A 25,402-nucleotide genomic window follows, 5' to 3' on the forward strand; every position below is an offset into this window, starting at 1 on the left:
CCGGCGGTGAAGTCCGCCTTTGCCAAACTGGCAAGTCGCGGTTCCCTTATCCGGTTCCTCGACATCGCGGGAATTGACTGCAGCCAAGGAAGGCCTCGCCCGTGCGCCTGTTGGTCCGCTGTACCACGTCACTCCCGCACCGCCGGCACGCGGGCGCTTGCGGGGCAGCGTCGATAGCCGGGACAAGCACAGGTTCGATCCCAAGTTCAGGAGAGGGCCTGGCAACGCCATAGCGTTTCGCCGCCTGGATCATCTCCAACAATCGCTCGCCATCGATCAGTTCCATTGGTTTGCCCTGTGCAAACCGTGCCGCATCTTTCGTATAGCTCCCGATGCAAGCGATCTTGACGGCGTGTGCCTGATGATGCGCGAGCAGCCCATACATCTCGCGCACGACGTTGACGCCGACTTGCTGCCGCTTCCACTGCTTGCATTGCACCAGCGTGCGGCGGCCATCCTTGCGCAGGATCAAGTCGATACCGCCGTCGGCGCCGCCCAGGCCGGTTTCCTCCACGCTGTAGCCCTGGCGGCGAAAGGCTTCGCCGACGAGTAGTTCGAATTGGCGCCAGCCTCCGGCGGCCAGGCTCTCCAGAGTGGTGCGGGTATCCAGCAGGCGGCGGCGATGGCGTGCGCCGAGGAAGGAGAACAGCGCAGCCATCCAACAGACCAGCAGCACGATCCACGCGAACGGCCCGAGCGTGCTGTCCGGGTGTTGCGCGATGCCTTGCGCCAGCATGCCGCCGTGTTGGGAGAGCCACCATGCGAGTCCATAGCGCACGACAAGAAAGCCAGCGATGCCGACCGCGAACCCAAGCGGCCACGGCAACGCAGCCAGCGCGGTAAAAGCGGTATTTCCCCGTTTTCTTCCCATGCGACCCCCGTCCCAGAAACAAACATAGCGCCAGAATCGGCGGTTGTCCGCTGGCGATTGCGTCGTCTACGGAACGAGACATGAGGTGCTTCAGGACGGCGGTCGAGCGGACGGCACCGGTTCGGGTGACGGTCACGAGAGTAATTGCGCAGCTGAACCTCGTAGCGAATATCCTGGTTTTTGAAGCGCGCGCTACGGTGGTTATGCGGACACCCGTACCCACGTCGAGGACGGATGCCATGACGACTTCGAAAGCCCGCACCACGCCATGCCCTCTCCCTCCGCGCCCGCGCTCCGGCCGTGCGTCCATGTTAGCGTTCCGCTGCCGAGAGCAGGCTGGCAGAGGGAGCGGGGCATGCGGGTCGACCCGATACGCGAGGATGTCGAAGTGCGCCGCGGCAGGCCTGCTGCGCGCGTGGCGTGGGCGCTGCTGTGGCTGGCGCTGGCCGTGTTCGCCTCCGAGTTCGTCCGTCACGTCTACTTGAAGTACGCGGCGCTGGATTCGCCCGCCTATGCCATGTTCCTGACCCGGCGCGGTTGGTTGTGGTGCCATCTCGGCGGTGGGGCGGTGGGCCTGTTGCTGGGGACGCTGCAGTTCGCCACGCAGCGCTGGCGCAGGTTTCCGCGGTTGCATCGCTGGATGGGGCGCGCGTACTTCGTCGGCATGCTGGTGGCGATGGTCGGGGCGGCCGGGCTGATCGCCACGTCTCCGGCGCCGCCGGCGATCCGCATGGCATTCGCCGCGACCAGTCTGGCGTGGCTGGTCACGGGCTCGGTCGGGTTCGTGGCGATCCGGCGCGGCCAGGTGGAGCGGCACCGGCAGTGGATGGTGCGGGCGTCTCTGGTGACGTTGGCACCGGTGGCGTTCCGGCTGGCGCTGCCTGGCGCGATCGGGTTGGGCATGACGCCGTCGCCGGGCCTGATCGCGCTCTTGCTGTGGAGCAGCTGGGTGGTGCCGTTGCTGCTGTATGCCCTCGGTCGCCGCGTGGCACAGGGTGCGCGCCGGCCCGCGCAGCCCATTTCGCTACGGGCCGGTGCCGGTATCGGTGGCGATGCCGGCTGAGGTGGGGCGGGTCTGTCGCCAGCAAAGGCACGGCACCCGCTCGGAAAAGACGAACTGACGCTGCTTTCCCGAGGCGTAGACCGGCTGGCGTCAGCGGACCTTGTACAGCACCGCCGCGCCCGGCTTCGGTTCGAACATCGGCACGGTCTGCTGTTTGAGCGCGGCGCCCTTGGCGTCCCACACCAGGGTCTCGGCGGGGTATTCCTCGTTGCGGGTCATGGTGTCGATCTGCTTGACGATCACCGCCGAGCCGGCCTTCACTTCGGGGTTCCAGGCGAACACGCCGAGCCTGCCGTAGAACACGGCCGGCGCTTCGGCGTCCAGGCGCCGGTCGGGGCACATGACCAGGCCGCGGTCGAGCATGACGCGCAACGCGCCGACCGGCACGGCCTTCACCGTGGGCGAGGTGCGTTCGGTGCTGTGGCCCGGGCAGACGTTGGCCGAGCGGAGCAGCATGTCGTCGACCACTTGCCGGTCGGACTGGGCGAAGGCCGGCAGGGCGGCGGCGGACAGGGCGAGCAGTGCGAGCGTGGACTTCCAGGGCATGTGACACCTCCTCATGAGAACGAACGACTCCAACGATTGCAGCCCCGCCACGTGCGCGGCGAGCCGCTGCCAGGGACGCCGCGGACTCTAGCAACATCGCGCAAGGCGAATGCAAACCGGGCGTTACGGCCGGGTGGGTTCGGTGTGCCGGGCTCACATGCGTGTTGCGGCTGGTTTCCGAAGCTTTTGCAGGCCTGGAATTGCGCGTCGGCGTTCCAAGCACTGCCTGCATAAGGAATAGAGCGCACACCCTTGACGTTGGCAATCGTGCGTTTACGGATTTTTTACCGGGGTTTCATGGCGCGGGCGCCTTGGCGCGCGCGCAATGGACGCTCATCCGTTGTGGGAGAGGGACGATGAAACACAGACGCTTCATTGCCGTGGCGGCTGCGCTGCTGCTGTCGGCAGGTTCGGTCATGGCGGCGACGGTGTACGTCAGCGGCAGCGGCCAGAGCCACGACGCGGGCGCGGCGCTGGAGAGCGCCCGCGCCGATGCGGTGGCCAAGTGCACGGCGCAACAGGGCATCCCCATCCAGGAAGTCCACAACAACCTGACCCGCGCCGCGCTGTGGATCGCCTCGTCGGTCTGGTCGTGCGACGTGCCGTGACGCATCCGCGCTGGGGTTGGTTGCCCTTGTAGCGCCTCTTGTGGGAGCGACTTCAGTCGCGACGGGATTCACCGGTAGCGCCCGTCGCGACTGAAGCCGCTCCCACACCATTGCGGGACGGACAGTGGCTTCGACATGTGCGCCTGGGGTTTGGCGCGAACGCTCCGATGAGGCGCGTTCTTCCTCCGTTCCGTGCGGTGCCCGGTGTGCCTGCGACAAGCCGCGCCGCTCGGCGAGGTTGCCAGCCTATGCGCCTGCAGGAGCGACTTCAGTCGCGACAGGCGCTACCGGTACGGTCCCGGCCCACGCCAGACCAGTTCGCCCTGCCTGTAGACCTGCAGCATGGTGATGACCTCGCGGGCGTCGCCGATGGCCTTCAGTTCCGGGGAGTCCGGCGGCAGCGCGCGGCATTTGCCGGAGCCGCGCTTCATCGCGATCTCCAGCGGGCAGGCCATGCGGTACTGGGTGCCGGGCAGCAGGATGAAGAACTCCTTCATGCCCTGGTCCATCCAGGCGCGCAGCAGGGTTTCGCTGCGCAGGTCGTAATAGACCAGGTAGCCGCCCAGTTCCATGCTGGGGCCGGCATCGCTCTGGTCGCCGCGGCGGCCGCCACGACCGGCGCCGTCACGGACCAGTCCGGCGTCGGCGGGGCCGAGGTCCTGGTCGATCGCGCCTGGCGGCCGTCCGGTCCAGGTCTCGCGGCGCTGGGTCGGTTCGGGTTCGCTGGCGGCGGCCTGGGCCGGTTGCTGCGTGGCGGGGTCCGGTTGCGGCGGGGCCGGTTGCTCGGCAGGCGTGGGGGTGGGCGCCGTTGGCGCGCTGGCGGTGGCGACCGGATCGGGCGGCGGCACCGGGTCGTCGGCCTGCGCGACCAGGGTGGACTGCACCGGGGAGGTCGCCGGGCGGGCTTTGGCCGGCGCGCGCTTGCGCTCGGGTTGCGGGTCTGGCGGCGTCTTGGGCGCAGGCACGGGTTGGCGCGTGGCGCCGATGAAGTCCACCTTGGTCCGGCCGCCGCTGGCGCCGCCTTGCGGGGTGCTCATGGTGGGCGGGTCGGCCAGCAGCAACAGCAGCACCATCAGCAGGTGCAGCACCGCGCTGACGATCGCGGCAATCCAGGGCTCCAGGCGTTCGCCCCGGGATTCCGCCCGAGGCTCCACGCGGTTCGACGCGTTGCTCATGCCGCCGAGGATGCGCGGGGATTGCGGGGCGTCATGGGGGTCTGCGGGGCGTGGCCGGGGGAGGGCGGCATCGTAACGCGTCCCCGGCCTGGTTCACTTGTCGGGCGTTGCACGCTGGAGCGGAAACCGGCGGTGCGGCGGCGGCTTGTTCAGCGGCCATTGCGCGCTAGGCCCTCGCTGGCCGCGTCGATCGCGTCCAGCGCAGGCGGAGCGGCCGGCGTCGCGCGGTGGCAGCGACCGCGCCGGCAACCGCGCTACTGGCTGGCGCGGATGGCCATGGCCGGTTTGCGCCAGGGCGCGGCGAACGGCGGTTTCTGCGGGGCGCGCGGCTGCACCCACATCTCGCCCATGATCCGGTCCAGCCCGCGATCGAGCCCGGTGACCAGGCCGGCGCCCGGAGTGAAGGTCAGTTCGCCGAAATAGATCCGGCCTTCCTGGATGTACCAGTCCACGCGCACGTAATCGAAGTCGGTGGCGAGCGTCTTGCTGAGTTCCAGCGCCTGCTGCAGCAGCGCCTGCCCGCACGGCGGCGATTGCCCGGCGTCGCGGATGCGGTGGTAGGGCTCGTCCAGGTTGTTGACGAAGAAGGTCATCGCCAGCGGCGGTTGCAGGCGGTTGTAGATCACCTGCAGGACGTACTGGAAGCTGCCGTCGGGCTGCTTGAACATGTGGAACTTGTAGTCGACCGGCGCCTGGGTGCCGTCGCCGATGTACTGCTCCACCAGGATGCACGGCGGGATGCCGCGGTAGTGGATCTCGCGCACGACCTTGGAGTAGTCGGTCTGCAGCCAGCGCGTGCAGCTTTCCAGCAGGGCCTGCTTGCGGCGGTCGTCCGGCTCGTCGAGCAGCACCTCCACCATGCCCGCGCCGTGGTTGGGCTTGATGACGGTGTGCACCCAGCGCGGGAAGGTCAGCAGCGAGGTCGGATCTGCGGTGCTGTACAGCAGCGGGATCAGGTAGCGCTCGCCGATGCGGGCGGCGACGTGGTCGCGCACGGCGATCTTGTCGGTCAGCCGTCGATAGGTGTCGTGGTCGCCGTAGACCGACTTGCGGTACAGCACCTTCTCGTTGAAGCAGACCGGCGCGTGCAGGTTCGGCCAGCGGCCGAAGGTATCCAGGAAGTACAGGTGTTCCTGCCAACGCCACGGCAGCCGGGTGACGAAGACATGGGCGGTCTGCCTGAGCTTGCGTTTGAGGCCGAGCGGCGGTCTGGGAACCGCCGTCAGCGGCCCGGAGAGCCGGAATCCTGATTTCTCCGTAAATGCGGCCACGTCACTATCCATATGCCGACTCCATCGCGAAAAGGAGAGGAAAATATGATATTCGTCACGTAGGGGAAGTGAAATGGCGCAATTCTGAGCGCGGTCAGCTGCCTGAACCACTTTTCTGGCCGCTCTTTTGCACGTATGGCCTCGCCCTGACGGCTGGCCGTAGCCCGGAGGGCGCTGTACGCGTTCAGGGGTGCCTCCCGCGGGCGCACTGCGCCCGCGGTGCTGGGGGCGAGATCGGGATTCGGGCGCCCTGGGCACCGCAACTGCCGGACGCTGAAGTGGTCGGCGGCGCCGGCGCTGTCGAGGGCCGGCGCGGCGCGGATGTGCCGGCTCTGGCGGCGGGAGCGCCAACCGCCGCGCCGCGGACAGACGCCGCCGGGCGCGGGGCGCGTATTGCTACGACACAGGCGGACGCATTCGATTCCGCGGCGGCAGGCCGGCCGCCGCGACATGGTCCATACGGACGCTGCCTATACTCCCAGGCCTGTCCACCCTGCAGGTCCCACCGCATGAGCGCATCTCCAACGCCCACGGTCGTCTCCGGTTCCGCCGCCGCTCCCGGCAGCCTCCGCCGCTCGGTGTCCAACACGCTCAAGGGCTCGGCCGGCAACCTGGTCGAGTGGTACGACGTCTACGTCTACTCGGTGTTCGCCACTTACTTCGAATCGCAGTTCTTCTCCAAGGAGGACAAGAACGCGACGATGTTCGTGTGGGCGATCTTCGCCATGACCTTCCTGATGCGGCCGATCGGCGCGTGGTACTTCGGTCGCTTTGCCGACCGCTACGGCCGACGCCTGGCGCTGACCATCTCGGTGTCGCTGATGGCGCTGTGCTCGTTCGTCATCGCGGTCACCCCGACGGTGGCGACGATCGGCATCGCCGCGCCCATCATCCTGTTGCTGGCGCGGCTGCTGCAGGGCTTCGCCACCGGCGGCGAGTACGGCACCAGCGCCACCTACATGTCCGAGGCGGCGATCCCCGGCCGGCGCGGCTTCCTGTCCTCGTTCCACTACGTGACCCTGGTCGGCGGCCACGTGCTGGCGCAGGCCACGCTGCTGGTGATGCTGCATTTCTTCGACAAGGGCTGGGTGTCCGAGTGGGGCTGGCGCCTGGCCTTCGGCCTGGGCGGCATCGGTGCGCTGGTGGTGTTCTGGCTGCGCCGCACGATGGACGAGTCGCTGGGCTCGGATTCCATCGCCGAGGCGCGCAAGGGCGGCGCCCGCTCGGCCGGCTCGCTGCACGAGCTGTTCGTGCGCCAGTGGCGGCCGCTGCTGCTGTGCTTCCTGGTGACCGCCGGCGGCACCATCGCCTTCTACACCTATTCGGTCACCGGGCCGAAGATGATCCAGACCGCGTTCGCCGGCGACGACGTGATGGCCGGCACCATCATCAACCTGGTCGCGCTGACCGTGCTGATGCTGATGCAGCCGGTCGGCGGCTGGCTGTCGGACATCATCGGGCGCAAGACCCTGTTGGTGTTCTTCGGCATCGGCGGCGTGCTCTACACCTGGTTCCTGGTGCTGGAACTGCCCAAGCAGACCGACTGGCTCATCGCGTTCGCGATCCTGACCGGCGGCTTCGTGATCCTGACCGGCTACACCTCGATCAACGCGGTGGTGAAGGCCGAGCTGTTCCCGACCCACATCCGCGCGCTGGGCGTGGGCCTGGGCTACGCGCTGGCGAACTCGGCCTTCGGCGGCACCGCGCCGCTGCTGTACCAGGCCTCGCTGAAGACCGGGCACGTGACCACCTTCGTCTGGTACGCCACCGCGGTGATCGCGGTGTCGCTGGTGGTGTACATATTCTTCCTGAGCAACAAGGGCGCGAACTGGCTGGACGACGAGCGCGCGATGCACGAGCGCAAGCTGGCGCGGGCGTCTCGTAGCTGATCGAGTCGGATGGGCGCGGCGAGGCCGCGCCCATCCGTCGCTTCCAGGTACGCTGAAACTTCCGGGGACGTCGAGACCGCCCGGTCCGCCGAGCGCCGCAGTCGCGTCGCAGGCGGGCGACCGGGCCGAGACCTCGACGGCGCGGCAACTTCGCCAACCGCCGCACCCACCGGTGCTATCGTCGCGGCATGGGCAAGACCACCGCCACGATCCGCTTTGAGACGAAGCTGTTGCGGCCCGCGGCGCCCCCGGGCGCGACCTGGGCATTCCTGCTGGTACCGGCGCATGCGAGCGCGAGACTGCCGACGCGCGGCATGGTCAGCGTGGACGGCACGCTTGCCGGCCACCCGTTCCAGGCCACGCTGGCGCCCGACGGGCAGGGCAGCCACTGGCTCAAGCTGGACGAGGCCCTGCAGCAGGCCGCCCGCGTCGCCGTGGGCGACATGGTGGCGCTGGAGATCGCGCCGGCGGCGGTGGAGCCCGAGCCGGAGGTGCCGCCCGACCTGCGCCAGGCGCTGGCCGCGCATCCGGCGGCGCGCGCGCAATGGGACGATCTCACCGCGGTGGCGCGGCGCGACTGGATCTTCTGGATCGTCTCGGGCAAGAAGGCCGACACGCGCACCAAACGCATCGCCACCGCCTGCGACATGCTCGCCTCCGGCAAGCGCCGCGCCTGCTGCTTCGACCGCTCGGGCCTCTACAGCAAGGCGCTGGCCGCGCCGGAAGCGGCCGACTAGCGGCGGGGCGCGGCGGCGCCTGTGCGGCTGACGGCTGGCCGGGTGCACCGTGGGAGGGGCTTCAGCCCCGACGCGGTGCGGTGTCATCAGGCCCGCGGCTTCGCTCGTCGCGACTGAAGTCGCTCCTACAAGGGGCTTGCCTACAGGGGGGATTGCGGATGTCCGGCTGGGTGCACAGTGGGAGGGGCTTCAGCCCCGACGCGGTGCGGTGGCACTAGGCCCGCGGCTTCGCTCGTCGCGACTGAAGTCGCTCCTACAGGGGGTCTGCGGATGGCCGGCTGGGTGCACTGTAGGAGCGGCTTCAGCCGCGACCGCATCCGCCCCCGGAACGCTCCCCGCCGCCGCATTCGGCGACGCCCAGGCGACTCGGGTACCATGCAGCCCCCCTCACGGGCGTTTTCGCTCATGGCCGACTCCAAGAAGACCCCCGAATCCCCCGTTACCCAGGACCAGGCCGAAGCCGCCGTGCGCACCCTGCTGCGCTGGGCCGGCGAAGACCCGGACCGCGAGGGCCTGCTGGATACGCCGCGGCGCGTGGCCGAGGCCTACGGCGACTGGTTCAGCGGCTATCAGGCCGACCCGCGCGACTACCTGCTGCGCACCTTCGAGGAAGTGGCCGGCTACGACGAGCTGATCGTGCTGCGCGACATCGAATACGAAAGCCATTGCGAGCACCACATGGCGCCGATCATCGGCAGGGTCCATGTCGGCTACCTGCCGCGCGGCAAGGTGGTGGGCATCAGCAAGCTGGCGCGCGTGGTCGAGGCCTATGCGCGGCGCTTCCAGGTGCAGGAGAAGATGACCGCGCAGATCGCGCAGTGCATCCAGGACGTGCTGCAGCCGCTGGGCGTGGGCGTGGTGGTGGAAGGCGCGCACGAGTGCATGACCACCCGCGGCATCCACAAGCGCGGGGTCAGCATGGTCACCTCGAAGATGCTCGGCACCTTCCGCGAGGACGCGCGCACCCGCGCCGAGTTCCTGCGCTTCATCGACGGCAGCGGCAAGCGTTGAGCCAGCGGTGGCGGGGACGGCGGTCGCGGCGGGCATGAAGCAACACGAACGGATCGCAGGCTATCGCCTGCTGCGCGAACGGCCGCTGTGGAAGCTGCTGGCCGCCGACCACGCGCCGGAACTGATCGGCCTGCTGCAGACGCTGCTGCTGGACGGCGAACGCCGGCTGCCGTCGGCGGTGCTGCACGAGCGCCTGCAGCGCCAGCTCGACGCGCTGCGCGCGGACCAGCTCTCGCGCGACCTGCCGCGCACCGCGCAGGCCTATCTCGCCCATTGGCTGGCCCAGGGCTGGCTGGAACGGCGCCTGCCCGAAGGCGCGGCAGAAGAGGAGTACGAACTCTCGCGCGCGGCCGCGCAGGCGATCCGCTTCATCGCCGGGTTGCGCGAGAGCGCCAGCAACGCCACCGAGAGCCGGCTGTCACTGGTGATCCAGCAGCTGGTGCAGCTGGCCGGGCAGACCGAATCCGATCCGGACGCGCGCCTGGCCGCGCTGCGCGCCGAGCGCGAGCGCATCGATGCGGAGATCGAGCGCGTGGCCGCCGGCCGCGTCGCTGCGCTGGACGGCAAGCGCGCGCTGGAGCGCGCGCGCGACCTGATCCACCTGTCCGACGAGCTGGCCGAGGATTTCCACCGCGTCCGCGACGACTTCGAGCGCCTCAACCGCGAGTTCCGCGAACGCATCATCGACGACGAAGGCGCGCGCGGCGATGTGCTGCAGCAGCTGTTCGACGGCGTGGACGTGATCGCCGACAGCGAGGCCGGGCGCAGTTTCCAGGCGTTCTGGAACCTGCTCAACGACGCGCAGCAGAGCGGCCAGCTCGACCAGGCGCTGGACGCGCTGCTGGCGCGCGGCTTCGCGCGCAGGCTCGACCGCCGCGAGCGCGCCTTCCTGCGCGGGCTCACCGGCACCCTGCTCGAGCGCGGCGGCGAGGTGCATACGGTGATGCAGCACTTCGCGCGTAGCCTGCGCGGCTTCGTGCAGAGCCGCGGCTACCTGGAGCAACGCCGCCTCAACCAGCTGCTCAAGCAGGCCCAGGGCGAAGCCTTGCAGCTGCGCGAGCGCCTGCACGCCACCGCCGCGACCGGCTACACGCTTCCGCTGAGCGGCAGCCGCCTGCGCTCGCTGTCGCAGTGGCGCCTGCACGACCCGCGCCTGGCCCAGGTCGATGGCCGCGTGCATGCCGCCGATGCGGCGGAGATTTCGCTGGACAGCGTCGGCGACCTGGTCGCGCAGTCGGAGATCGACGTGCGCGCGCTGCGCCGCGACCTGCACGACCTGCTCGGCCGGCAGCCGCGGCTGACCATCGGCGATGCGCTGCAGCAGCGCCCGGCGGTGCAGGGCCTGGGCAGCATCATCGGCTATCTGTCGCTCGGCACCCGCCATGGCGTGGTGATCGACGGCGAACTGGAAACGGTGCAGTGGGAAGGCGGCGACGGCACGCTCCGGCGCGCACGCATTCCGCTGGTGTGGTTCACCCGGGAGAAACGCAATGAACTGGTCTGACGACGAACGCTTCGACGCCGACCCCAACGGCGGCGATGCCACCGACCCGCTAGCGACGGCAGGCGCGCCGCAGGGCGACGGCCCGCTGTTCCTCGGCGACACCGGCACGCTGCCGTTCGACGCGCGCCGCGCGCTGTGCCAGCTGCTGGCCGGGCCGAGCGTGGACGCGCAGCGGCACGGGCCGCTGTGGCCGGCGCTGCTGCGCCACGAGCAGGCGATCCGCCGCGTGCTGTGCGAGCTGTTCCTGGAGCTGGTGCTGGACCGCGAGGGCGGGGTGGCGTTCACCCGCCAGGCCGACACCGCCGAGCTGGAGGCGCCGACCCTGCTGCGCAGCGCGCCGCTGACCTTTATCGAGTCGGTGCTGCTGCTGTTCCTGCGCCAGCGGCTGGCCGAGGCCGACACCCGCGGCGAACGCGCGGTGGTGGACGAGGCGCAGCTGCTCGAGGCGCTGTCGGTGTACGAGAAGAACCTGTCCACCGACCGCGCCGGGTTCGCCCGGCGGGTGATGACCGCGATCGGCAAGCTGCGCGAGAACCAGCTGCTGTCGCGCCTGCGCGGCAGCGAGGACCGCTACGAGGTCTCGCCGGTGCTCAAGCTGCTGTTCTCGGCCGAGGACGTGCAGGCACTGGCGCAGGCGTACCGCAGCCTGCGCGAGGAGGAGACGGCCGCGGAGTGATCCGTCGCCCCTCGGGAGCACGTCCTCTTTCGAGGAGGATGCCCGAAGGGCGGATAGAGGCAGGCAGTGCGATGTTTCAGGAACTGGCGCGGCAGTATCGCAGCGACGCAAGCACAGGGCCGCAAGCTGTTCCCTTCCTCCCGGGAGAAGGTGCCCGAAGGGCGGATGAGGGTATGTCGCGTGGCGATGTCGCAGAGTGCAACGGAGCACGCATGCCGCAAGGCAGGCCGCACTCCACCCGGCTTCCAACCCATCGCTCCACGACGCACCCGCTTCCCCGCAACACCCAGAAAACCCGCTTCAACCATTCGTGATGGCCTGTCTCCGCATACCCCCGTCGTCCTGTTTTGATGAGTGAGCAATGAATTCCCAGCCCAACCTCCAGCCGGCGCAGCCGGGTCAATCGCTGTTCGCCGATTCGCTCGCCGAGCAGCGTGCGCAGCAGTTCCGCATGCGGCGGTTGCAGGTGCACAACTGGGGAACGTTCAACGGCCTGACCGAGGTGCCGATCGCCGAAAAGGGCTTCCTGTTCGTCGGCCGCTCCGGCTCGGGCAAGTCGACCCTGCTCGACGCGATGTCGGCATTGCTGACGCCGCCGAGCATCGTCGACTTCAACGCCGCCGCGCGCGAGGCCGAGCGCAGCGGGCGCGACCGCAGCCTGGTGTCGTACGTGCGCGGCGCCTGGGCCGACCAGCAGGACAGCGCGTCCGGCGAGATCGCCACGCAGTACCTGCGCAAGGGCGCGACCTGGTCGGCGCTGGCGCTGGAGTACCGCAACGCGCACGGCGAGACGGTCAGCCTGGTGCGGCTGTTCTGGATCGCCGGCAGCGGCAACGCCGCCGCCGACGTGCGCCGCCACTACATGGTCGCGCAGCGCCCGTTCGACGTGGCGCGCGAACTCGACGGCTTCGACCTGGACCTGCGCCGGCTCAAGGCGCGGCTGGGCGAGGACGTGGCCCACTTCGACGGCTTCGCCGGCTACGCCGAACGCTTCCGCCACCTGCTCGGCATCGGCAACGAGATGGCGCTGCGGCTGCTGCACAAGACCCAGTCGGCGAAGAACCTGGGCGACCTCAACGCCTTCCTGCGCGGCTTCATGCTCGACGAGCCGCGCACCTTCGAGGCCGCCGACCGGCTGGTGCAGGACTTCGCCGAACTCGACGGCGCGCACCAGGCGGTGGTCACCGCGCGCCGCCAGGTGGAGACGCTGAGCCCGGCGCGCGAGCACCACGCGGCGCTGATGGCGCTGCGCCGCAGCGTCGGCGAACTGCGCGAGCTGCAGCTGGGCGTGGACGGCTACCGCGAGCAGCAGCGCCTGGCGCTGCTCGATGCGCGCCTGCAGGAACTGGACACCCAGGACCGCGGCCTGGCCGGCGAGGAAGGCCAGCGCCGCGAGTCGCTGGACAACCACGAACAGAAACTGGCCGGACTGGAGCGCGAGCAGCGCGCCGCCGGCGGCGAACAGGTCGAGGCGCTGGAGCGCGAACGCGCCCGGGTCGAGCGCGAGCGCGACGAGCGGCTGCGCCGCCGCGCGCAGATCGAGCAGGCCTGCCGCCAGCTCGGCACCGCGCTGGCCGCCGGCGCCACCGGCTTCGCCGAGCAGGTCGCATTCGCGCGCGGGCTGCTGGAGCGCAACCGCGAACAGGCCGGTTCGCTGGACGAGGCGATCGCCGAACGCATGGCCACGCGCCGCGACGACGAACGCCGTTTCGCCGAGATCCGCACCGAGATCGAGGCGCTGAAGCGGGCGCCGTCGAACATCCCCGCGCCGATGCAGGCGCTGCGCGTGCGGCTGTGCCAGGACACCGGCCTGAGCGAGGCGGCGTTGCCGTTCGTCGGCGAATTGGTGCAGGTACGCGAGGACCAGGCCGTCTGGCGCGGCGCGATCGAACGCGTGCTGCAGGGCTTCGCGCAATCGCTGCTGGTGGACGAGCGCCACTACGCGCAGGTCAGCGACTGGGTCAACCGCACCCACCTGGGCACGCGCCTGGTGTACTACCGCGTGCGCCGCAACGACGCGCTGCATCCGCGCGACCCGGATCCGCAGTCGCTGCCGGGCAAGCTGCAACTGCGCGAGCATGCCTTCGCCGACTGGCTGCGCAACGAACTGGCGCGCCGCTTCGACTACGCCTGCGTCGACACCGCCGCCGCGCTGCGCAACGCCGACCGCGCGATCACCCGCGAGGGCCAGGTCAAGCATCCGGGCGACCGCTACGAAAAGGACGACCGCCACGCCGTCGGCGACCGCAAGCGCTGGCTGCTCGGCTACGACAACCGCGACAAGCTCAGGCTCTACGAGCGCGAGGGCCAGACCCTGGCACAGCGCATCGCCGACTGCGAGGCCGACGTGGCCGCCCTGCGCAAGCAGCGCGAGCAGGACCAGGAGCGGCAGCTCGCCGCGCACACGCTGGTGGAGCGCGACTGGGACGAGATCGACGTCGCACCCAAGTTGCAGCGCCTGAGCGACATCGAGGAACAGCTCACCCAGCTGCGCGAAGGCGACAGCGGCCTGCGCGCACTGGGCCAGGCGATCGACACCGCCCGCGCCCGGCGCGACCAGGCCAAGCGCACCTACGAGGACGTGCGCCTGGAACGCGCGCAGCTGGCGCGCGAGCGCAGCCGCCTGGAGACGCAGCGCGAGACCTGCGCCGGACGCGGCGCGGCCGCCTCGCTCACCCCCACCCAGCTGCAGGGCCTGCAGCTGCGCCTGGCCGAACTGGCGCCGTTGTCGCTGGACAACCTGGAAGGCCACTTCCGCGTGGTCGAGCGTGGCCTGGCCGAGCAACTGGCCGAGAGCCAGGGCCGCGACAGCAGGCTCAGCGCGCAGCTGCTGGACTGCTTCCGCCGCTACTGCCAGCAATGGCCGGAGGACAGCGGCGACTTCACCGTCAGCCTGTCCAGCGCCGACGACTTCCTCGCGCGGCTGGAGCGGCTGGAGAGCGACGGCCTGCCGCGCCACGAAGGCCGCTTCTTCGACCTGCTGCAGACCCAGAGCAAGAACAACCTGCTCGCGCTGCAGCGGCATACCGCCGAGGCGCACAAGGGCATCAAGCAGCGCATGGACGAGGTCAACGCCAGCCTGGAGCAGGTGCCGTTCAACCGCGGCACCCTTCTCACCATCGAAGTCGGCGACCGCCGCCTGGCCGAGGTGCACGAATTCCAGCAGCAGCTGCGCGCGGTGCTGTCGCACCAGCAGACCGAGGACCGCGCACTGGCCGAGGCGCAGTTCGCCACGCTGCGCGAACTGGTCGCCCGGCTCGGCGCGCAGGAGCCGGAACTGCGGCGCTGGCGCGAGCAGGTGCTGGACGTGCGCCTGCACGTGGAGTTCATCGGCGTGGAACTGGATGCGCAGACCCGCGCCCAGGTCGAGATCTACCGCAGCGGCGCCGGCAAGTCCGGCGGCCAGCGGCAGAAACTGGCCACCACCTGCCTGGCCGCGGCGCTGCGCTACCAGCTCGGCGGCGAGGACGGCGAACTGCCGCGCTACTGCGCGGTGGTGCTGGACGAAGCGTTCGACAAGGCCGACAACGAATTCACCGCGCTGGCGATGAACATCTTCGAGAACTTCGGGTTCCAGATGGTGGTGGCCACACCGCTGAAGTCGGTGATGACGCTGGAGCCGTTCATCGGCGGCGCCTGCTTCGTCGAGATCAGCGGGCGCCACAACTCCGGCGTGCTGCTGATCGAATACGACGAGCAGGCGCACCGGCTCAGGCTGCCGGAGCGCTCGCGCGGCGACGAGGCACCGGCGCGCGACGTAGCGCTGGCGGCTGCCGTCGATGCCGACGCGGCGGAGCCGGCAGCCGAGGAGGGCGGCGCGCCGATCGAAGCCGACGCCACGCCAGGCACGGCGGCCGCGCCGCCGCCGCGCAAGCGTGCGCCCGGCCGCGCCAAGCCGGCGACGGCGGCGAGCGCGGCAGCCAGGAAGGCGCCGGTCACACCCACTGGCGCAACGAAGGCAGCGCGCACGCCGCCCGCAAAGCCCGCCGGGCGACCCGCCGCTGCCAAGCCGGCGGCAAGCAAACCGAAGCAGGCATCGGCGGCGACGCCACCCAAGGCGAACAGGGCATCCAAGGCGGCCACCGCGCGCAGCGCCGCCAAGCGCAAGTAACCGGCCACGCAGCGTCCCCGGGAAGGGGCGCTGCGCTCAGCGCAGCAGATCCCAGCCCATCTTGCCGATCAGCACCACCACCAGCACCAGGAACAGCTGCCGGATCAGCGGCGTGCCGCCGCGCAGCGCCAGCCGCGTGCCGGCCACCGCGCCGGCGATGTTGGCCGCGGCCATCGGCACCGCCACCACCAGCAGCACCTGCCCGCTGGGCACGAAGAAGCACAGCGCGGCCAGGTTGGTGGCCAGGTTGACCACCTTCGAGGCCGCCGAGGCGCGCAGGAAGTCCAGGCCGAAGAAGCGGATGAACAGGAAGATCAGGAAGCTGCCGGTGCCAGGCCCGAAGAAGCCGTCGTAGAAGCCGATCGCCGCGCCCATCGCCAGCGCGATGGCCAGCTCGCGGCGGCCGATGTGGCGCGGCCGGTGCAGCGCGCCGAAGTCCTTCTTGACCAGCGTATAGGCCAGCATCGCGACCAGCAGGACCAGGATCAGCGGCCGCACCGCCTGTTTCGGCAGCAGGCTGACTGCGGTGGCGCCGAGGAAGGAGAACGCGAACGCCGCCGCGGTGGCGTACAGCACCGGCCGCCACGGGAAGCGCACGTTGCGCGCGTAGCGCCAGGCCGACGCGCCGGTGCCGGCCATCGCGCTGAACTTGTTGGTGCCCAGCAGCACCGCCGGCGCCTGCTGCGGCAGGGTCGCGAACAGCCCGGGCAACTGGATCAGGCCGCCGCCGCCCACCGCCGCGTCTACCAGCCCGGCGACGAAGGCGATGCACAGCAGCCAGGGCAGTTCGGCGGGGATCAGCTCCAGCAAGGCGGCGCTCCATGCGAGGGGGGCGCAAGCATAGCCGGATCGGCCCGTGCGCCGGCAGGCGTGCGCCATGCCGCCGCAGCCGGCACAATCGGCGCATGCCGCCGTCCGCCCCGCGCCTTGCCGATCCCTGTCCCTGCGGCCGCCCGCGCGAGTACGCGCAGTGCTGCGGGCTCTACCATGCCGGCGCCGCCGCGCCCGATGCCGAATCGCTGATGCGTTCGCGCTACAGCGCCTACGTGCGCCGCGACGCCGACTACCTGCGCGCCAGCTGGCATCCGTCCACGCGCCCGGCCGACCTGGGGCTGGATGCGCACACCACCTGGCTCGGCCTGACCGTGCAGCGCGTCGTGGCCAACGATGCCGACCACGCCGAGGTCGCGTTCCTGGCGCGCTATCGCATCGGCGGCGGCAGCGCCGTGCGCATGACCGAACACAGCCGCTTCGTGCGCGAGGACGGCCGCTGGTACTACCTGGATGCGTTGGACTGACCGCAGGCCGACGCACTCCGGTTTGCAGCGCAGGCGGCGCGCCTGGCGGCATCCTCGGGCAATGCACTCCGTGTGCGCCCCGCCCGGCGCCCGCAGACCCACGCCGGCCACTGTGAGCAGTGCCCGCACTGCGGTTGTTTATGATGTGCGGCCTGCTGTCGGCGAGGAAGTCTCGATGATGCGTTTCGCCTGGGCCCTGCTGCTGGCCGCGCCCTTTGCCGCCGCGCAGACCCTGCCCACGCCGCCGGTGGCGCCGGATCCCGCGTTCGTCGGCTGCCTGTCCACGTTGCGCACCGCCGCGGCCAAGACCGGCGTGGCCGCCACCGCGTTCGACCGCTTCACCGCCGGCCTGCAGCCGGACATGAGCGTGCTGCCGCTGCTCGACGCGCAACCCGAGTTCACCACGCCGATCTGGGACTACCTGGCCGGACTGGTGGACACCCAGCGCGTGGCCGACGGCCGCGCGATGCTGGCCACGCACCGCGACCTGATCGCGCGGGTGGCGCAGCAGTACGGCGTGGACGCCGAGACCGTGGTCGCGGTGTGGGGCGTGGAGAGCGACTACGGCCGCGTCTCCGGCAAGCGCCCGCTGCTGGTGTCGCTGCTGACCCTGTCGTGCAACGGCCGCCGCCAGCCGTTCTTCCGCGGCGAACTGTTCGCGCTGCTGAAGCTGCTGCAGGCCGGCGACCTGCAGCCGGACGGCCTGAGCGGCTCCTGGGCCGGCGCCTTCGGGCATACCCAGTTCATGCCCAGCACCTATGCGCGCGTCGCCGTGGACGGCGATGGCGACGGCCGCCGCGACCTGGTCGCCAGCATTCCCGATGCGTTGGCGTCCACCGCCAACTACTTGAAGCTGGCCGGCTGGCAGAGCGGGCAGCCGTGGGGCGTGGAGGTGAAGCTGCCGGCCGGGTTCGACCCGGCGCTGGCCGGGCGCACCCAGCGCCGGCCGCTGTCCGACTGGCGCGCGCGCGGGCTGACCGCCATCGACGGCAGTGCGCTCGCGCTGCCCGCGCTGGCGCCGCAGGCGCCGGCCGCGGTGCTGATCCCGGCCGGCACGAATGGCCCGGCGTTCCTGGTGTTCCGCAACTACGACGCGATCTACGCCTATAACGCCGCCGAAAGCTATGCGCTGGCGATCGCGCTGCTGTCCGACCAGCTGCGCGGCAAGCCCGGCCTGGCCACCGCCTGGCCCACCGACGATCCCGGCCTGGGCCGGCCCGAGCGGCGCGAACTGCAGACCCTGCTGCTGGCACGCGGCCACGACATCGGCCAGGCCGACGGCATGATCGGCAGCGCCAGCCGCCGCGCGATCCAGGCCGAGCAACTGCGCCTGGGCCTGCAACCGGCCGACGGCCGCGCCGGGCAACGCATCCTCGACGCGCTGCGCCGCCAAGCGCCCGGCGCTCCGGCACCCGCCGCCTCGCCCACGCCCACACCCGCGGCACCACCCGCACCCGCGCCGTCCACGCCGTTCGGCGGCAAGCCGGCCACCGCCTTCCGCGTGCCGGCGCGCTACCCGGCCTTCGTCCAATCCCCCGCGCCACGGAGCATCACCCCCATGTCCGAGATTCCCGGCCTGAGCACAGGCGATTTCCACGGCTATCCCTCGCTGCTGGTGGAGACCCCGCATTCCACCGCGGCGATCAGCCTGTTCGGTGGCCAGCTGCTGTCGTTCGTGCCCAAGGGCGGTACCGAGGTGATGTGGCTGTCGCCGAGCGCGCAGCCCACGCCCACCCCGATCCGTGGCGGCGCCCCGGTGTGCTGGCCGTACTTCGGCCGCCAGGGGCAATCGGACGACGTGCCGGCGCACGGCTTCGTGCGTACCGTGCCGTGGCAGCTGCGCGATGCGCGCCGCGAGGCCGACGGCAGCATCGTGCTGACCCTGGCGCCGCCGGACTTCGACGACCTGCCGCTGCGCCTGCACATGCAGCTGCGCATCGGCGCGACCCTGGAGCAGCGCCTGATCACCGACAACGTCGGCCGCGAGCCGGCGCGCTTCACCCAGGCGCTGCACAACTATTTCCACGTCGCCGACGCCACCCAGGTGCGCGTGCAGGGCCTGGACGGCCTCGACTACCTGGACAAGTTCGAAGGCTACGCCACGCCGCACCGCCAGCACGGCGACTGGAGCCTGCAGGACCCGCGCGATCCGGGCCGCAGCGACCGCATCTACACCGGCGCCGGCGGCCGCTACACGCTGCTCGATCCCGGCCTGCAACGCCGCATCCAGATCGCCACCGCCGGCAGCCGCACCCTGGTGGCCTGGAACCCGGGCGAGGCCGGCGCGCAGAAGATGATCGACGTCGGCGAACACTGGCGCCAGTTCGTGTGCCTGGAAGCGGCCAACGCCGGCCCCGACGTGATCGAACTGGCCCCCGGCACGCAGCACGTGCTGCAGCAGACCATCGCGGTCGCGCCGCTGTGACGGCGCGCGCTGCCGCAAGCGCGCGGCCCGGATGCCAGGGGCTTTTGTGGCCTCGTGCCAGCTGCTCCCATCGCGCCACTAGGTGCCCCGTCCCCTGTAGGAGGGACTTCGGTCCCGACGCGGTTACCGACAAGGCCCCGGGACCGAACCTCGCCGCCGCGACCGCAGCGTTCCCAAAGATGCCTCCGCGGGGCGGCATGGATCGGTAGGGGCCTCGGTGGTCTGGTTCCATCGGCCCCAGCCGCGCTATCGACCAGGCGCCAGGCCGACCGATCTCCTGTGGGAGGGACTTCAGTCCCGACGCGTTCTACCGACAAGGCGCGGGCACCGACCTCCCCGCCTCTGCTGTGCGCGATGCACCTGCTGGCGCGCAATCACAACGTCGGCACCAGCCGATCACTGTGCCTTGGGCAAGCAGCGCCGATCCAAGACCCGGGCGCGGGCCATCGATCGTTTCCCGCTCGTCCCGCAACCCCCGCGCTCGCCGATTACACTGCGGCGTCCGTCGGGAGACCTGCCGTGCATTCCTCGCCCCCTGCCGCGCGCACGCGCCGCGCCGCCCTGGTTTTCATCTTCATCACCCTGCTGATCGACGTGCTGGCCTTCGGCGTCATCATCCCGGTGCTGCCCGGGCTGGTGCGCGACTTCACCGGCGGCGATTTCGCCGCGGCCGCCAAATGGGTCGGCTGGTTCGGCTTCCTGTTCGCCGCGCTGCAGTTCGTCAGCTCGCCGTTGCAGGGCGCGCTGTCGGACCGCTACGGCCGGCGCCCGGTGATCCTGGCCTCGTGCCTGGGGCTGGGCGTGGACTTCGTGGTGATGGCGCTGGCGCAGAGCCTGCCGCTGCTGTTGCTGGCGCGGGTGGTGTCGGGCGTGTTCTCGGCCAGCTTCACCACCGCCAACGCCTACATCGCCGACATCACCGCGCCGGACAAGCGCGCCCAGGCCTACGGCATGATCGGCGCCGCGTTCGGGCTCGGCTTCGTGATCGGGCCGCTGCTCGGCGGCTGGCTCGGCAGCTACCACCTGCGCGCGCCATTCTGGTTCGCCGCGGCGCTGGCGCTGCTCAACTTCCTCTACGGCCTGTGGGTGCTGCCCGAGTCGCTGGCGCCGGAGCGGCGCACGCCGCGCCTGGACTGGAAGCACGCCAATCCGTTCGGCGCGCTGCGGCTGCTGCGCAGCTACCCGCAGGTGTTCGCCCTGGCCGCGGTGATCTTCCTGGCCAATCTGGCGCACTACGTCTATCCGAGCATCTTCGTGCTGTTCGCCGAATACCGGTACCAGTGGGGGCCGAAGCAGGTCAGCTGGGTGCTGGCCCTGGTCGGGGTGTGCAGCATCGTGGTCAATGCGCTGCTGGTCGCGCGCGTGGTGCGCCGGTTCGGCGAACGCGGCGCGCTGCTGTTCGGGCTGGGCTGCGGGGTGGCCGGCTTCGCGATCTACAGCGTCGCCGGCAGCGGCGCGATGTTCCTGCTCGGCGTGCCGGTCAGCGCGCTGTGGGCGGTGGCCGGACCCTCCGCGCAGGCCATCGTCACCCGCCACGTCGGCGCCGATGCGCAGGGCCGCGTGCAGGGCGCGCTGATGAGCCTGGTCAGCCTGGCCGGCATCGTCGGGCCGCTGCTGTACGCGTGGGTGTTCGCGTTGTTCATCGGCAAGCACGCGCCGGCGCACCTGCCCGGCGCGCCGTGGCTGCTGGCCGCGCTGCTGCTGGCGTTCGGCTGGATCGTGGCCTGGCGCCGCGCGCGCCTGCCCGAGCGCGCCGGCGCGGCCGCGTAGTGCACCGAACCGCGCGGCGGCATGTTCGCGACGGCATGCGCAGCGCCCGCGCTGCCGGCGCATGAATTGCTCAGCTTGCCGCGGCTCGGCGCCGGCCGCCGCCGCCGCCTCGCCTGGCACCGCGCGGCCCCGGTTGTTACGCTGTGCGGCCTCTTTCGCCGTCGCGGCCCGCCCGGCTGCTGTCGCCAGCCTGCCTCCATGATGTCGCCACCCGACGGAACCGCCACGCCCCTCACCGCCGCGCAGCTTCTGCGCGAGGCCACCGAGCGCCAGCACCGGGCCGTCGAACGGCTGCCGATGATGCGTACGTTGCTGGGCGACCGTCTGTCCGTGCGCGACTACGTCCAGGTGCTGCGCCGCCATCATGCGGTGCTGGCCGGCTGGGAACAGCGCGAATCGGCCTGGCTGCACGCCAGCGGCGACGCCCGTTGGCGCTACCAGCCGCGCAGTCCGTTGCTGGCGCAGGATCTGGCCGCGCTGCAGGCGTCGCCGCCATCGCCCGCGCCCGCGCCGCCGGCGGCCGAGGCCGGCAGCCGCTGGGGCATGCTCTACGTGGTCGAAGGCTCGCGCCTGGGCGGGCGGGTGATCGCGCGGCAGTTGCGGCAGACGCTGGCCGAAATCGCGCCGGCGTTGTCCTACTTCGAACTCGGCCATGCCGATCCGGCCTGCTGGCGGCGCTTCCAGCAGCGCCTGGAGCAGGCCCTGCCGACCCCGGAATCGCGGCAGGCCGCGGTCGACGGCGCACGCGCGATGTTCGCGCACTTCCACACCCATTTCGCCTTGGAGACCGCCGCATGAGCGAGACCGCCGCCCCCCTGGACATGGAGGCCTGCGCCCGCGAGCCGATCCATATTCCCGGATCGATCCAGCCGCACGGCGTGCTGTTGGTGATCGAGCCCGGCGACGGCCGCATCGTGCAGGCCAGCACCACCGCCGCCGAGCTGCTCGGCGTGCCGCTGGACGAGCTGCTCGGGCAGCGCTACGACGCGCTGCTGGCGGTGCCGGAGCCGCAGGTGGCGGCGGACGCCGCCGAGCGCACCCAGCTGGCCTACGTCGACGTCGGCTTCCCGGGCCGCGCCGTGCCGCTGCGGCAGCGCTGGGTCGGTGCCTGGCACCTGTATCCGCAGCAATGGCTGCTGGAACTGGAGCCGCGCGACGCGCCGCTGGCCGACGCCAGCCTGCGCGATGCATTGCCGCTGCTGCGCCGGCTGGAGACCGACAACAGCATCGACGAAGCCTGCCAGCGTGCGGCCAAGAGCCTGCGCCAGCTGATCGGCTACGACCGGGTGATGATCTACCGCTTCGACGACGAGTGGAACGGCGACGTCGTGGCCGAGGCGCGCGCGCCGGAGCTGGAGTCCTATCTCGGCCTGCACTATCCGGCCAGCGACATCCCCGCGCAGGCGCGCACGCTGTACCTGCGCAACCGCGTGCGCCAGATCGCCGACGTCGGCTACGTACCCGCGCCGATCCAGCCGACCCTGCATCCGCGGCTGCATGCGCCGGTGGACCTGAGCGACGTCAGCCTGCGCAGCGTCTCCCCGGTGCACCTGGAATACCTGGCCAACATGGGCGTCACCGCCACGCTGGTGGCCTCGGTCGTGGTCAACGACGCGCTGTGGGGCCTGATCGCCTGCCACCACTACCGCCCGTACTTCTGCAACCACGAGATGCGCGACGTCACCGACGCGGTCAGCCGCGCCCTGGCCGGCCGCATCGGCGCGCTGACCGCCGTGTCGCGCGCGCGCGTGGAATCGGTGCTGCTGACCGTGCGCGAGAAGCTGATCACCGACTTCAACGAAGCCGAGGCGCTGACTGCGGACATGCTCGACGGCATGGCCTCGGACCTGCTCGACGTGGTCGATGCCGACGGCGTGGCGATCTTCCATGGCGAGCACATCACCCGCCACGGCACCTTGCCGCCGGCCGCCGACCTGGCCCGCATCCGCGAACAGATCGAGGCCAGCCACCACGAAGCGCTGCGCCACGACGCGGTCGGCGCGCTGCATACCGAACAGATCGGCGAGACCTTCCCGGAACTGGCCGACCTGGCGCCGCTGGCGGCCGGCTTCATCTTCGTGCCGCTGATGCCGCAGGCGCGCAGCGCGCTGCTGTGGACCCGCCGCGAACAGGTGCGCACGGTCAACTGGGCCGGCAACCCGCAGCTGTCCAAGCTGCAGGACATCCCCAACTCGCGCCTGTCGCCGCGCAAGAGCTTCGACCTGTGGCAGGAAACCGTGCGCGGCCGCGCGCGGCCGTGGTCGCCGCTGAGCCTGGAGTCGGCGCGCAGCCTGCGGGTGCTGATCGAGCTGATGGAACGCAAGCGCTTCCAGCAGGATTTCGCGCTGCTGGAGGCCTCGCTGTCGCGGCTGCGCGAACCGGTGGCGATCATCGAGCGCGGCAGCGACGGCCGGCCCAGCCGGCTGGCCTTCGTCAACGAGGCGTTCGCGCTGCTGTACCAGCGCGAGATCGCCGAGCTGATCGGCTGCGAACTGGACCAGCTCTACGCCGGCAGCGCCGCCCCTACGGAGATCCAGCGCATCGCCACCTTGCTGCGCCAGGGACGCGCCGCCTACGTCACCCTGCCGCTGCGCGTGGACGCCGCCGCCCCGGTCCACCGCCAGTTCGATTTCGAACCGCTGCCCAGTCCGTCCGGCGTTTCCACGCACTGGTTGCTGCAGCTGCGCGACCCGCGCTGAGCAACGCGGCGGCGCGCGCGCTCAGCGCATGCGCCGCCACAGCAGCGAGGTCGCCGCACCGGCCAGCAGGCCCCAGAACGCGGCGCCGATACCGAACAGCGACAGCCCCGAGGCGGTGACCAGGAAGGTGATCAGCGCCGGCTCGCGTTCGCCCTCGTCCCGCAGCGCCGTCGCCAGGCTGTTGCCGATGGTGCCGAACAGCGCGATGCCGGCGATCGCCATCACCAGCTCCTTCGGGAACGCGGCGAACAGCGCGGCCACCGTCGCGCCGAACAGGCCGATCAGCAGGTAGAACACGCCGGCGAACACCGCGGCCATGTAGCGGCGCTGCGGATCCTCCTGCGCTTCGCGGCCCATGCAGATCGCCGCGGTGATCGCCGCCAGGTTCAGCCCATAGGCCCCGAACGGCGCCAGCAGCACATTGACCACCCCGATCCAGCCGAGCGTCGGCGAGATCGGCACCGCGTAGCCGGACGCGCGGATCACCGCCACGCCGGGCAGGTTCTGCGAGGCCATCGTCACCACGAACAACGGCAAGGCGATGCCGAACAAGGCCTGCCACGACAGCGTGGGCCACACGAACACCGGTCGCGCCAGGCTCAACTGCGCGGTCTCCAGGTGCAGCGTGCCGCTGCCTGCGGCGATCGCGATGCCCACCGCCAGCGTCGCGATCACCGCATAGCGCGGGAACGCGCGGCGCCCCAACAGGTACACCGCGAACATCGCCAGCGCCATGCCCAGCTGGCTCTGCATCGCCACGAACACGTCCAGGCCGAAGCGCAGCAGCACCCCGGCCAGCATCGCCGCGGCCAGCGACATCGGGATGCGCCGGATCATCCGCTCGAACAGGCCGGAGAACCCGACCGCGGTGCCGAGCAGCGCGGCCACCACGAACGCGCCGATCGCATCGGACAGCGGCAACCCGCCGCCGCTGCTGATCAGCATCGCCGCGCCCGGCGTGGACCAGGCGGTCACCACCGGCATCTTGTAGCGCAGCGACAGGCCGATGCAGGTCGCGCCCATGCCCAGCCCCAGCGCCCACATCCACGAGGCGATCTCCGCCTGCGACGCGCCCAGCGTGCGCGCGGCCTGGAACACGATCACCGCCGAACTGGCGAAGCCGACCAGCACGGTGACGGAGCCGGCGACCAGCGCCGGCAGCGAGGCGTCGCGCCAGAGGGAGCGTGTGGCGGTGGAGGGCATCGCGAGGTCCTGTGGGGAGAGACCCTGCATTCTCGGCGAAGCGCTCGCCCGCGGCAGCTGCGGCGTGGGGCGGGTGTTCCTCGCGCGCGCGCTCGCGCGTTCCTGCCGACAGGAACGTCGCCACGCAGCGTCCGCCGCGGGGCACGCGCACCGCCGGCAAAAAGCGGTTGACGTTTTTTCCTGGCCCGGTAGACTGCGCGGCCCGCTACGCAGCTGCCGGTCTTCGGCTCGGCAGAGGCAGAAACGGACCGGAAACACCTAGCGAACATCGGGTGTTGACGGCGTGAAAAAAACGGCTAATATGGCCGGCTCGCTTCGGCGAAAAACCTCAGGGTTCTTCACAGGAAGCGGTGTCAACCTCCTGATAAATCAGGGTATTGACGGCAACAAAAAAGCCGCTATGATGGGCGGCTCGGTTCGACGAAAAGCCTTCGGGCGGAGAGTTGGATCGGCGTCAGGACCTCGAAACGAGGTGTTGACGGCAAGAAAAAGTCCGCTATAATGGGCGGCTCGCTTCGACGGAAACGTCGGGTGACAGGGAAAGG

The 25,402-nt window shown here is 70.8% G+C and carries 18 protein-coding genes and 1 pseudogene; 13 read left to right on the forward strand and 6 right to left on the reverse strand.

What is annotated here, in order from left to right; genetic code table 11:
• Window positions 1-46 precede the first annotated feature (46 nt).
• The gene (locus tag OCJ37_RS00705; RefSeq protein ID WP_263111748.1) at window positions 47-871 is read right to left on the reverse strand and encodes a restriction endonuclease; all 825 of its coding nucleotides are present in this window, start codon (window positions 869-871) and stop codon (window positions 47-49) included.
• Window positions 872-1,226: 355 nt separating this feature from the next.
• Between OCJ37_RS00705 and OCJ37_RS00710 the strand changes: the two genes are divergently transcribed.
• A complete protein-coding gene (locus OCJ37_RS00710; protein WP_263111749.1) occupies window positions 1,227-1,934 on the forward strand; it encodes a DUF2306 domain-containing protein in 708 nt (235 codons plus the stop codon).
• Between the two features lie 90 nt (window positions 1,935-2,024).
• On the opposite strand, the gene OCJ37_RS00715 is transcribed toward OCJ37_RS00710, so the two are convergent.
• On the reverse strand, window positions 2,025-2,480 hold the full coding sequence (locus tag OCJ37_RS00715; RefSeq protein WP_263111750.1) for a hypothetical protein: 456 nt from the start codon (window positions 2,478-2,480) through the stop codon (window positions 2,025-2,027).
• 356 nt (window positions 2,481-2,836) lie between these two features.
• Here OCJ37_RS00715 and OCJ37_RS00720 point away from each other — a divergent pair, with 356 nt between their 5' ends.
• Window positions 2,837-3,088: a hypothetical protein gene (locus OCJ37_RS00720; RefSeq protein WP_263111752.1), complete on the forward strand. Its 252-nt coding sequence runs from the start codon at window positions 2,837-2,839 to the stop codon at window positions 3,086-3,088.
• 284 nt (window positions 3,089-3,372) lie between these two features.
• Here OCJ37_RS00720 and OCJ37_RS00725 read toward each other — a convergent pair whose 3' ends face one another.
• Together OCJ37_RS00725 and OCJ37_RS00730 are read right to left on the reverse strand one after the other, a co-directional pair.
• Window positions 3,373-4,263 (reverse strand): type II toxin-antitoxin system RelE/ParE family toxin, encoded by an 891-nt coding sequence (locus OCJ37_RS00725; RefSeq protein ID WP_263111753.1) that lies wholly within the window; start codon window positions 4,261-4,263, stop codon window positions 3,373-3,375.
• A 254-nt stretch (window positions 4,264-4,517) separates the two neighbouring features.
• On the reverse strand, window positions 4,518-5,489 hold the full coding sequence (locus OCJ37_RS00730; protein WP_263113766.1) for an ATP-grasp fold amidoligase family protein: 972 nt from the start codon (window positions 5,487-5,489) through the stop codon (window positions 4,518-4,520).
• 554 nt (window positions 5,490-6,043) lie between these two features.
• Here OCJ37_RS00730 and OCJ37_RS00735 point away from each other — a divergent pair.
• The 6 genes and pseudogenes from OCJ37_RS00735 to OCJ37_RS00760 all read left to right on the forward strand — a co-directional run.
• Entirely contained in the window at window positions 6,044-7,423 is a 1,380-nt protein-coding gene (locus OCJ37_RS00735) for an MFS transporter (protein WP_263111754.1), read from the forward strand.
• Window positions 7,424-7,611: 188 nt separating this feature from the next.
• Complete coding sequence (locus OCJ37_RS00740) at window positions 7,612-8,160, forward strand: YdeI/OmpD-associated family protein (RefSeq protein ID WP_263111756.1); 549 nt, start codon at window positions 7,612-7,614, stop codon at window positions 8,158-8,160.
• Between the two features lie 405 nt (window positions 8,161-8,565).
• The gene (folE, locus tag OCJ37_RS00745) at window positions 8,566-9,171 is read left to right on the forward strand and encodes a GTP cyclohydrolase I FolE (RefSeq protein WP_263111757.1); all 606 of its coding nucleotides are present in this window, start codon (window positions 8,566-8,568) and stop codon (window positions 9,169-9,171) included.
• Between the two features lie 34 nt (window positions 9,172-9,205).
• Window positions 9,206-10,675 (forward strand): DUF3375 domain-containing protein, encoded by a 1,470-nt coding sequence (locus tag OCJ37_RS00750; protein WP_263111758.1) that lies wholly within the window; start codon window positions 9,206-9,208, stop codon window positions 10,673-10,675.
• Window positions 10,662-11,351, forward strand: coding sequence for a DUF4194 domain-containing protein (locus OCJ37_RS00755; RefSeq protein WP_263111759.1), 690 nt, complete (start codon window positions 10,662-10,664; stop codon window positions 11,349-11,351). Before OCJ37_RS00750 ends, OCJ37_RS00755 begins: the two co-directional genes overlap by 14 nt.
• Window positions 11,352-11,712: 361 nt before the next feature.
• Window positions 11,713-15,375, forward strand: a pseudogene (locus OCJ37_RS00760) (SbcC/MukB-like Walker B domain-containing protein); the annotation flags it as partial.
• A 123-nt stretch (window positions 15,376-15,498) separates the two neighbouring features.
• Here OCJ37_RS00760 and OCJ37_RS00765 read toward each other — a convergent pair.
• Window positions 15,499-16,272, reverse strand: a complete 774-nt coding sequence (locus OCJ37_RS00765) for a sulfite exporter TauE/SafE family protein (RefSeq protein WP_263111761.1) — start codon at window positions 16,270-16,272, stop codon at window positions 15,499-15,501.
• A gap of 95 nt (window positions 16,273-16,367) precedes the next feature.
• Between OCJ37_RS00765 and OCJ37_RS00770 the strand changes: the two genes are divergently transcribed.
• The 5 genes from OCJ37_RS00770 to bphP all read left to right on the forward strand — a co-directional run bounded on the left by OCJ37_RS00770 (window position 16,368) and on the right by bphP (window position 23,654).
• Window positions 16,368-16,760, forward strand: coding sequence for a YchJ family metal-binding protein (locus OCJ37_RS00770; protein WP_263111762.1), 393 nt, complete (start codon window positions 16,368-16,370; stop codon window positions 16,758-16,760).
• Between the two features lie 175 nt (window positions 16,761-16,935).
• Window positions 16,936-19,185, forward strand: coding sequence for a lytic murein transglycosylase (locus OCJ37_RS00775; protein ID WP_263111763.1), 2,250 nt, complete (start codon window positions 16,936-16,938; stop codon window positions 19,183-19,185).
• 519 nt (window positions 19,186-19,704) lie between these two features.
• A complete protein-coding gene (locus OCJ37_RS00780; RefSeq protein WP_263111764.1) occupies window positions 19,705-20,955 on the forward strand; it encodes a TCR/Tet family MFS transporter in 1,251 nt (416 codons plus the stop codon).
• 198 nt (window positions 20,956-21,153) lie between these two features.
• Window positions 21,154-21,753 (forward strand): biliverdin-producing heme oxygenase, encoded by a 600-nt coding sequence (locus OCJ37_RS00785; RefSeq protein WP_263111765.1) that lies wholly within the window; start codon window positions 21,154-21,156, stop codon window positions 21,751-21,753.
• On the forward strand, window positions 21,750-23,654 hold the full coding sequence (gene bphP, locus OCJ37_RS00790) for a bacteriophytochrome BphP (protein WP_263111766.1): 1,905 nt from the start codon (window positions 21,750-21,752) through the stop codon (window positions 23,652-23,654). The genes OCJ37_RS00785 and bphP overlap by 4 nt, the downstream gene beginning before the upstream one ends.
• Window positions 23,655-23,675: 21 nt before the next feature.
• On the opposite strand, the gene OCJ37_RS00795 is transcribed toward bphP, so the two are convergent.
• Complete coding sequence (locus OCJ37_RS00795) at window positions 23,676-24,857, reverse strand: benzoate/H(+) symporter BenE family transporter (RefSeq protein WP_263111767.1); 1,182 nt, start codon at window positions 24,855-24,857, stop codon at window positions 23,676-23,678.
• Between the last annotated feature and the right edge of the window lie 545 nt (window positions 24,858-25,402).

The organism is Xanthomonas sp. AM6, from assembly GCF_025665335.1.
Lineage (GTDB): Bacteria > Pseudomonadota > Gammaproteobacteria > Xanthomonadales > Xanthomonadaceae > Xanthomonas_A.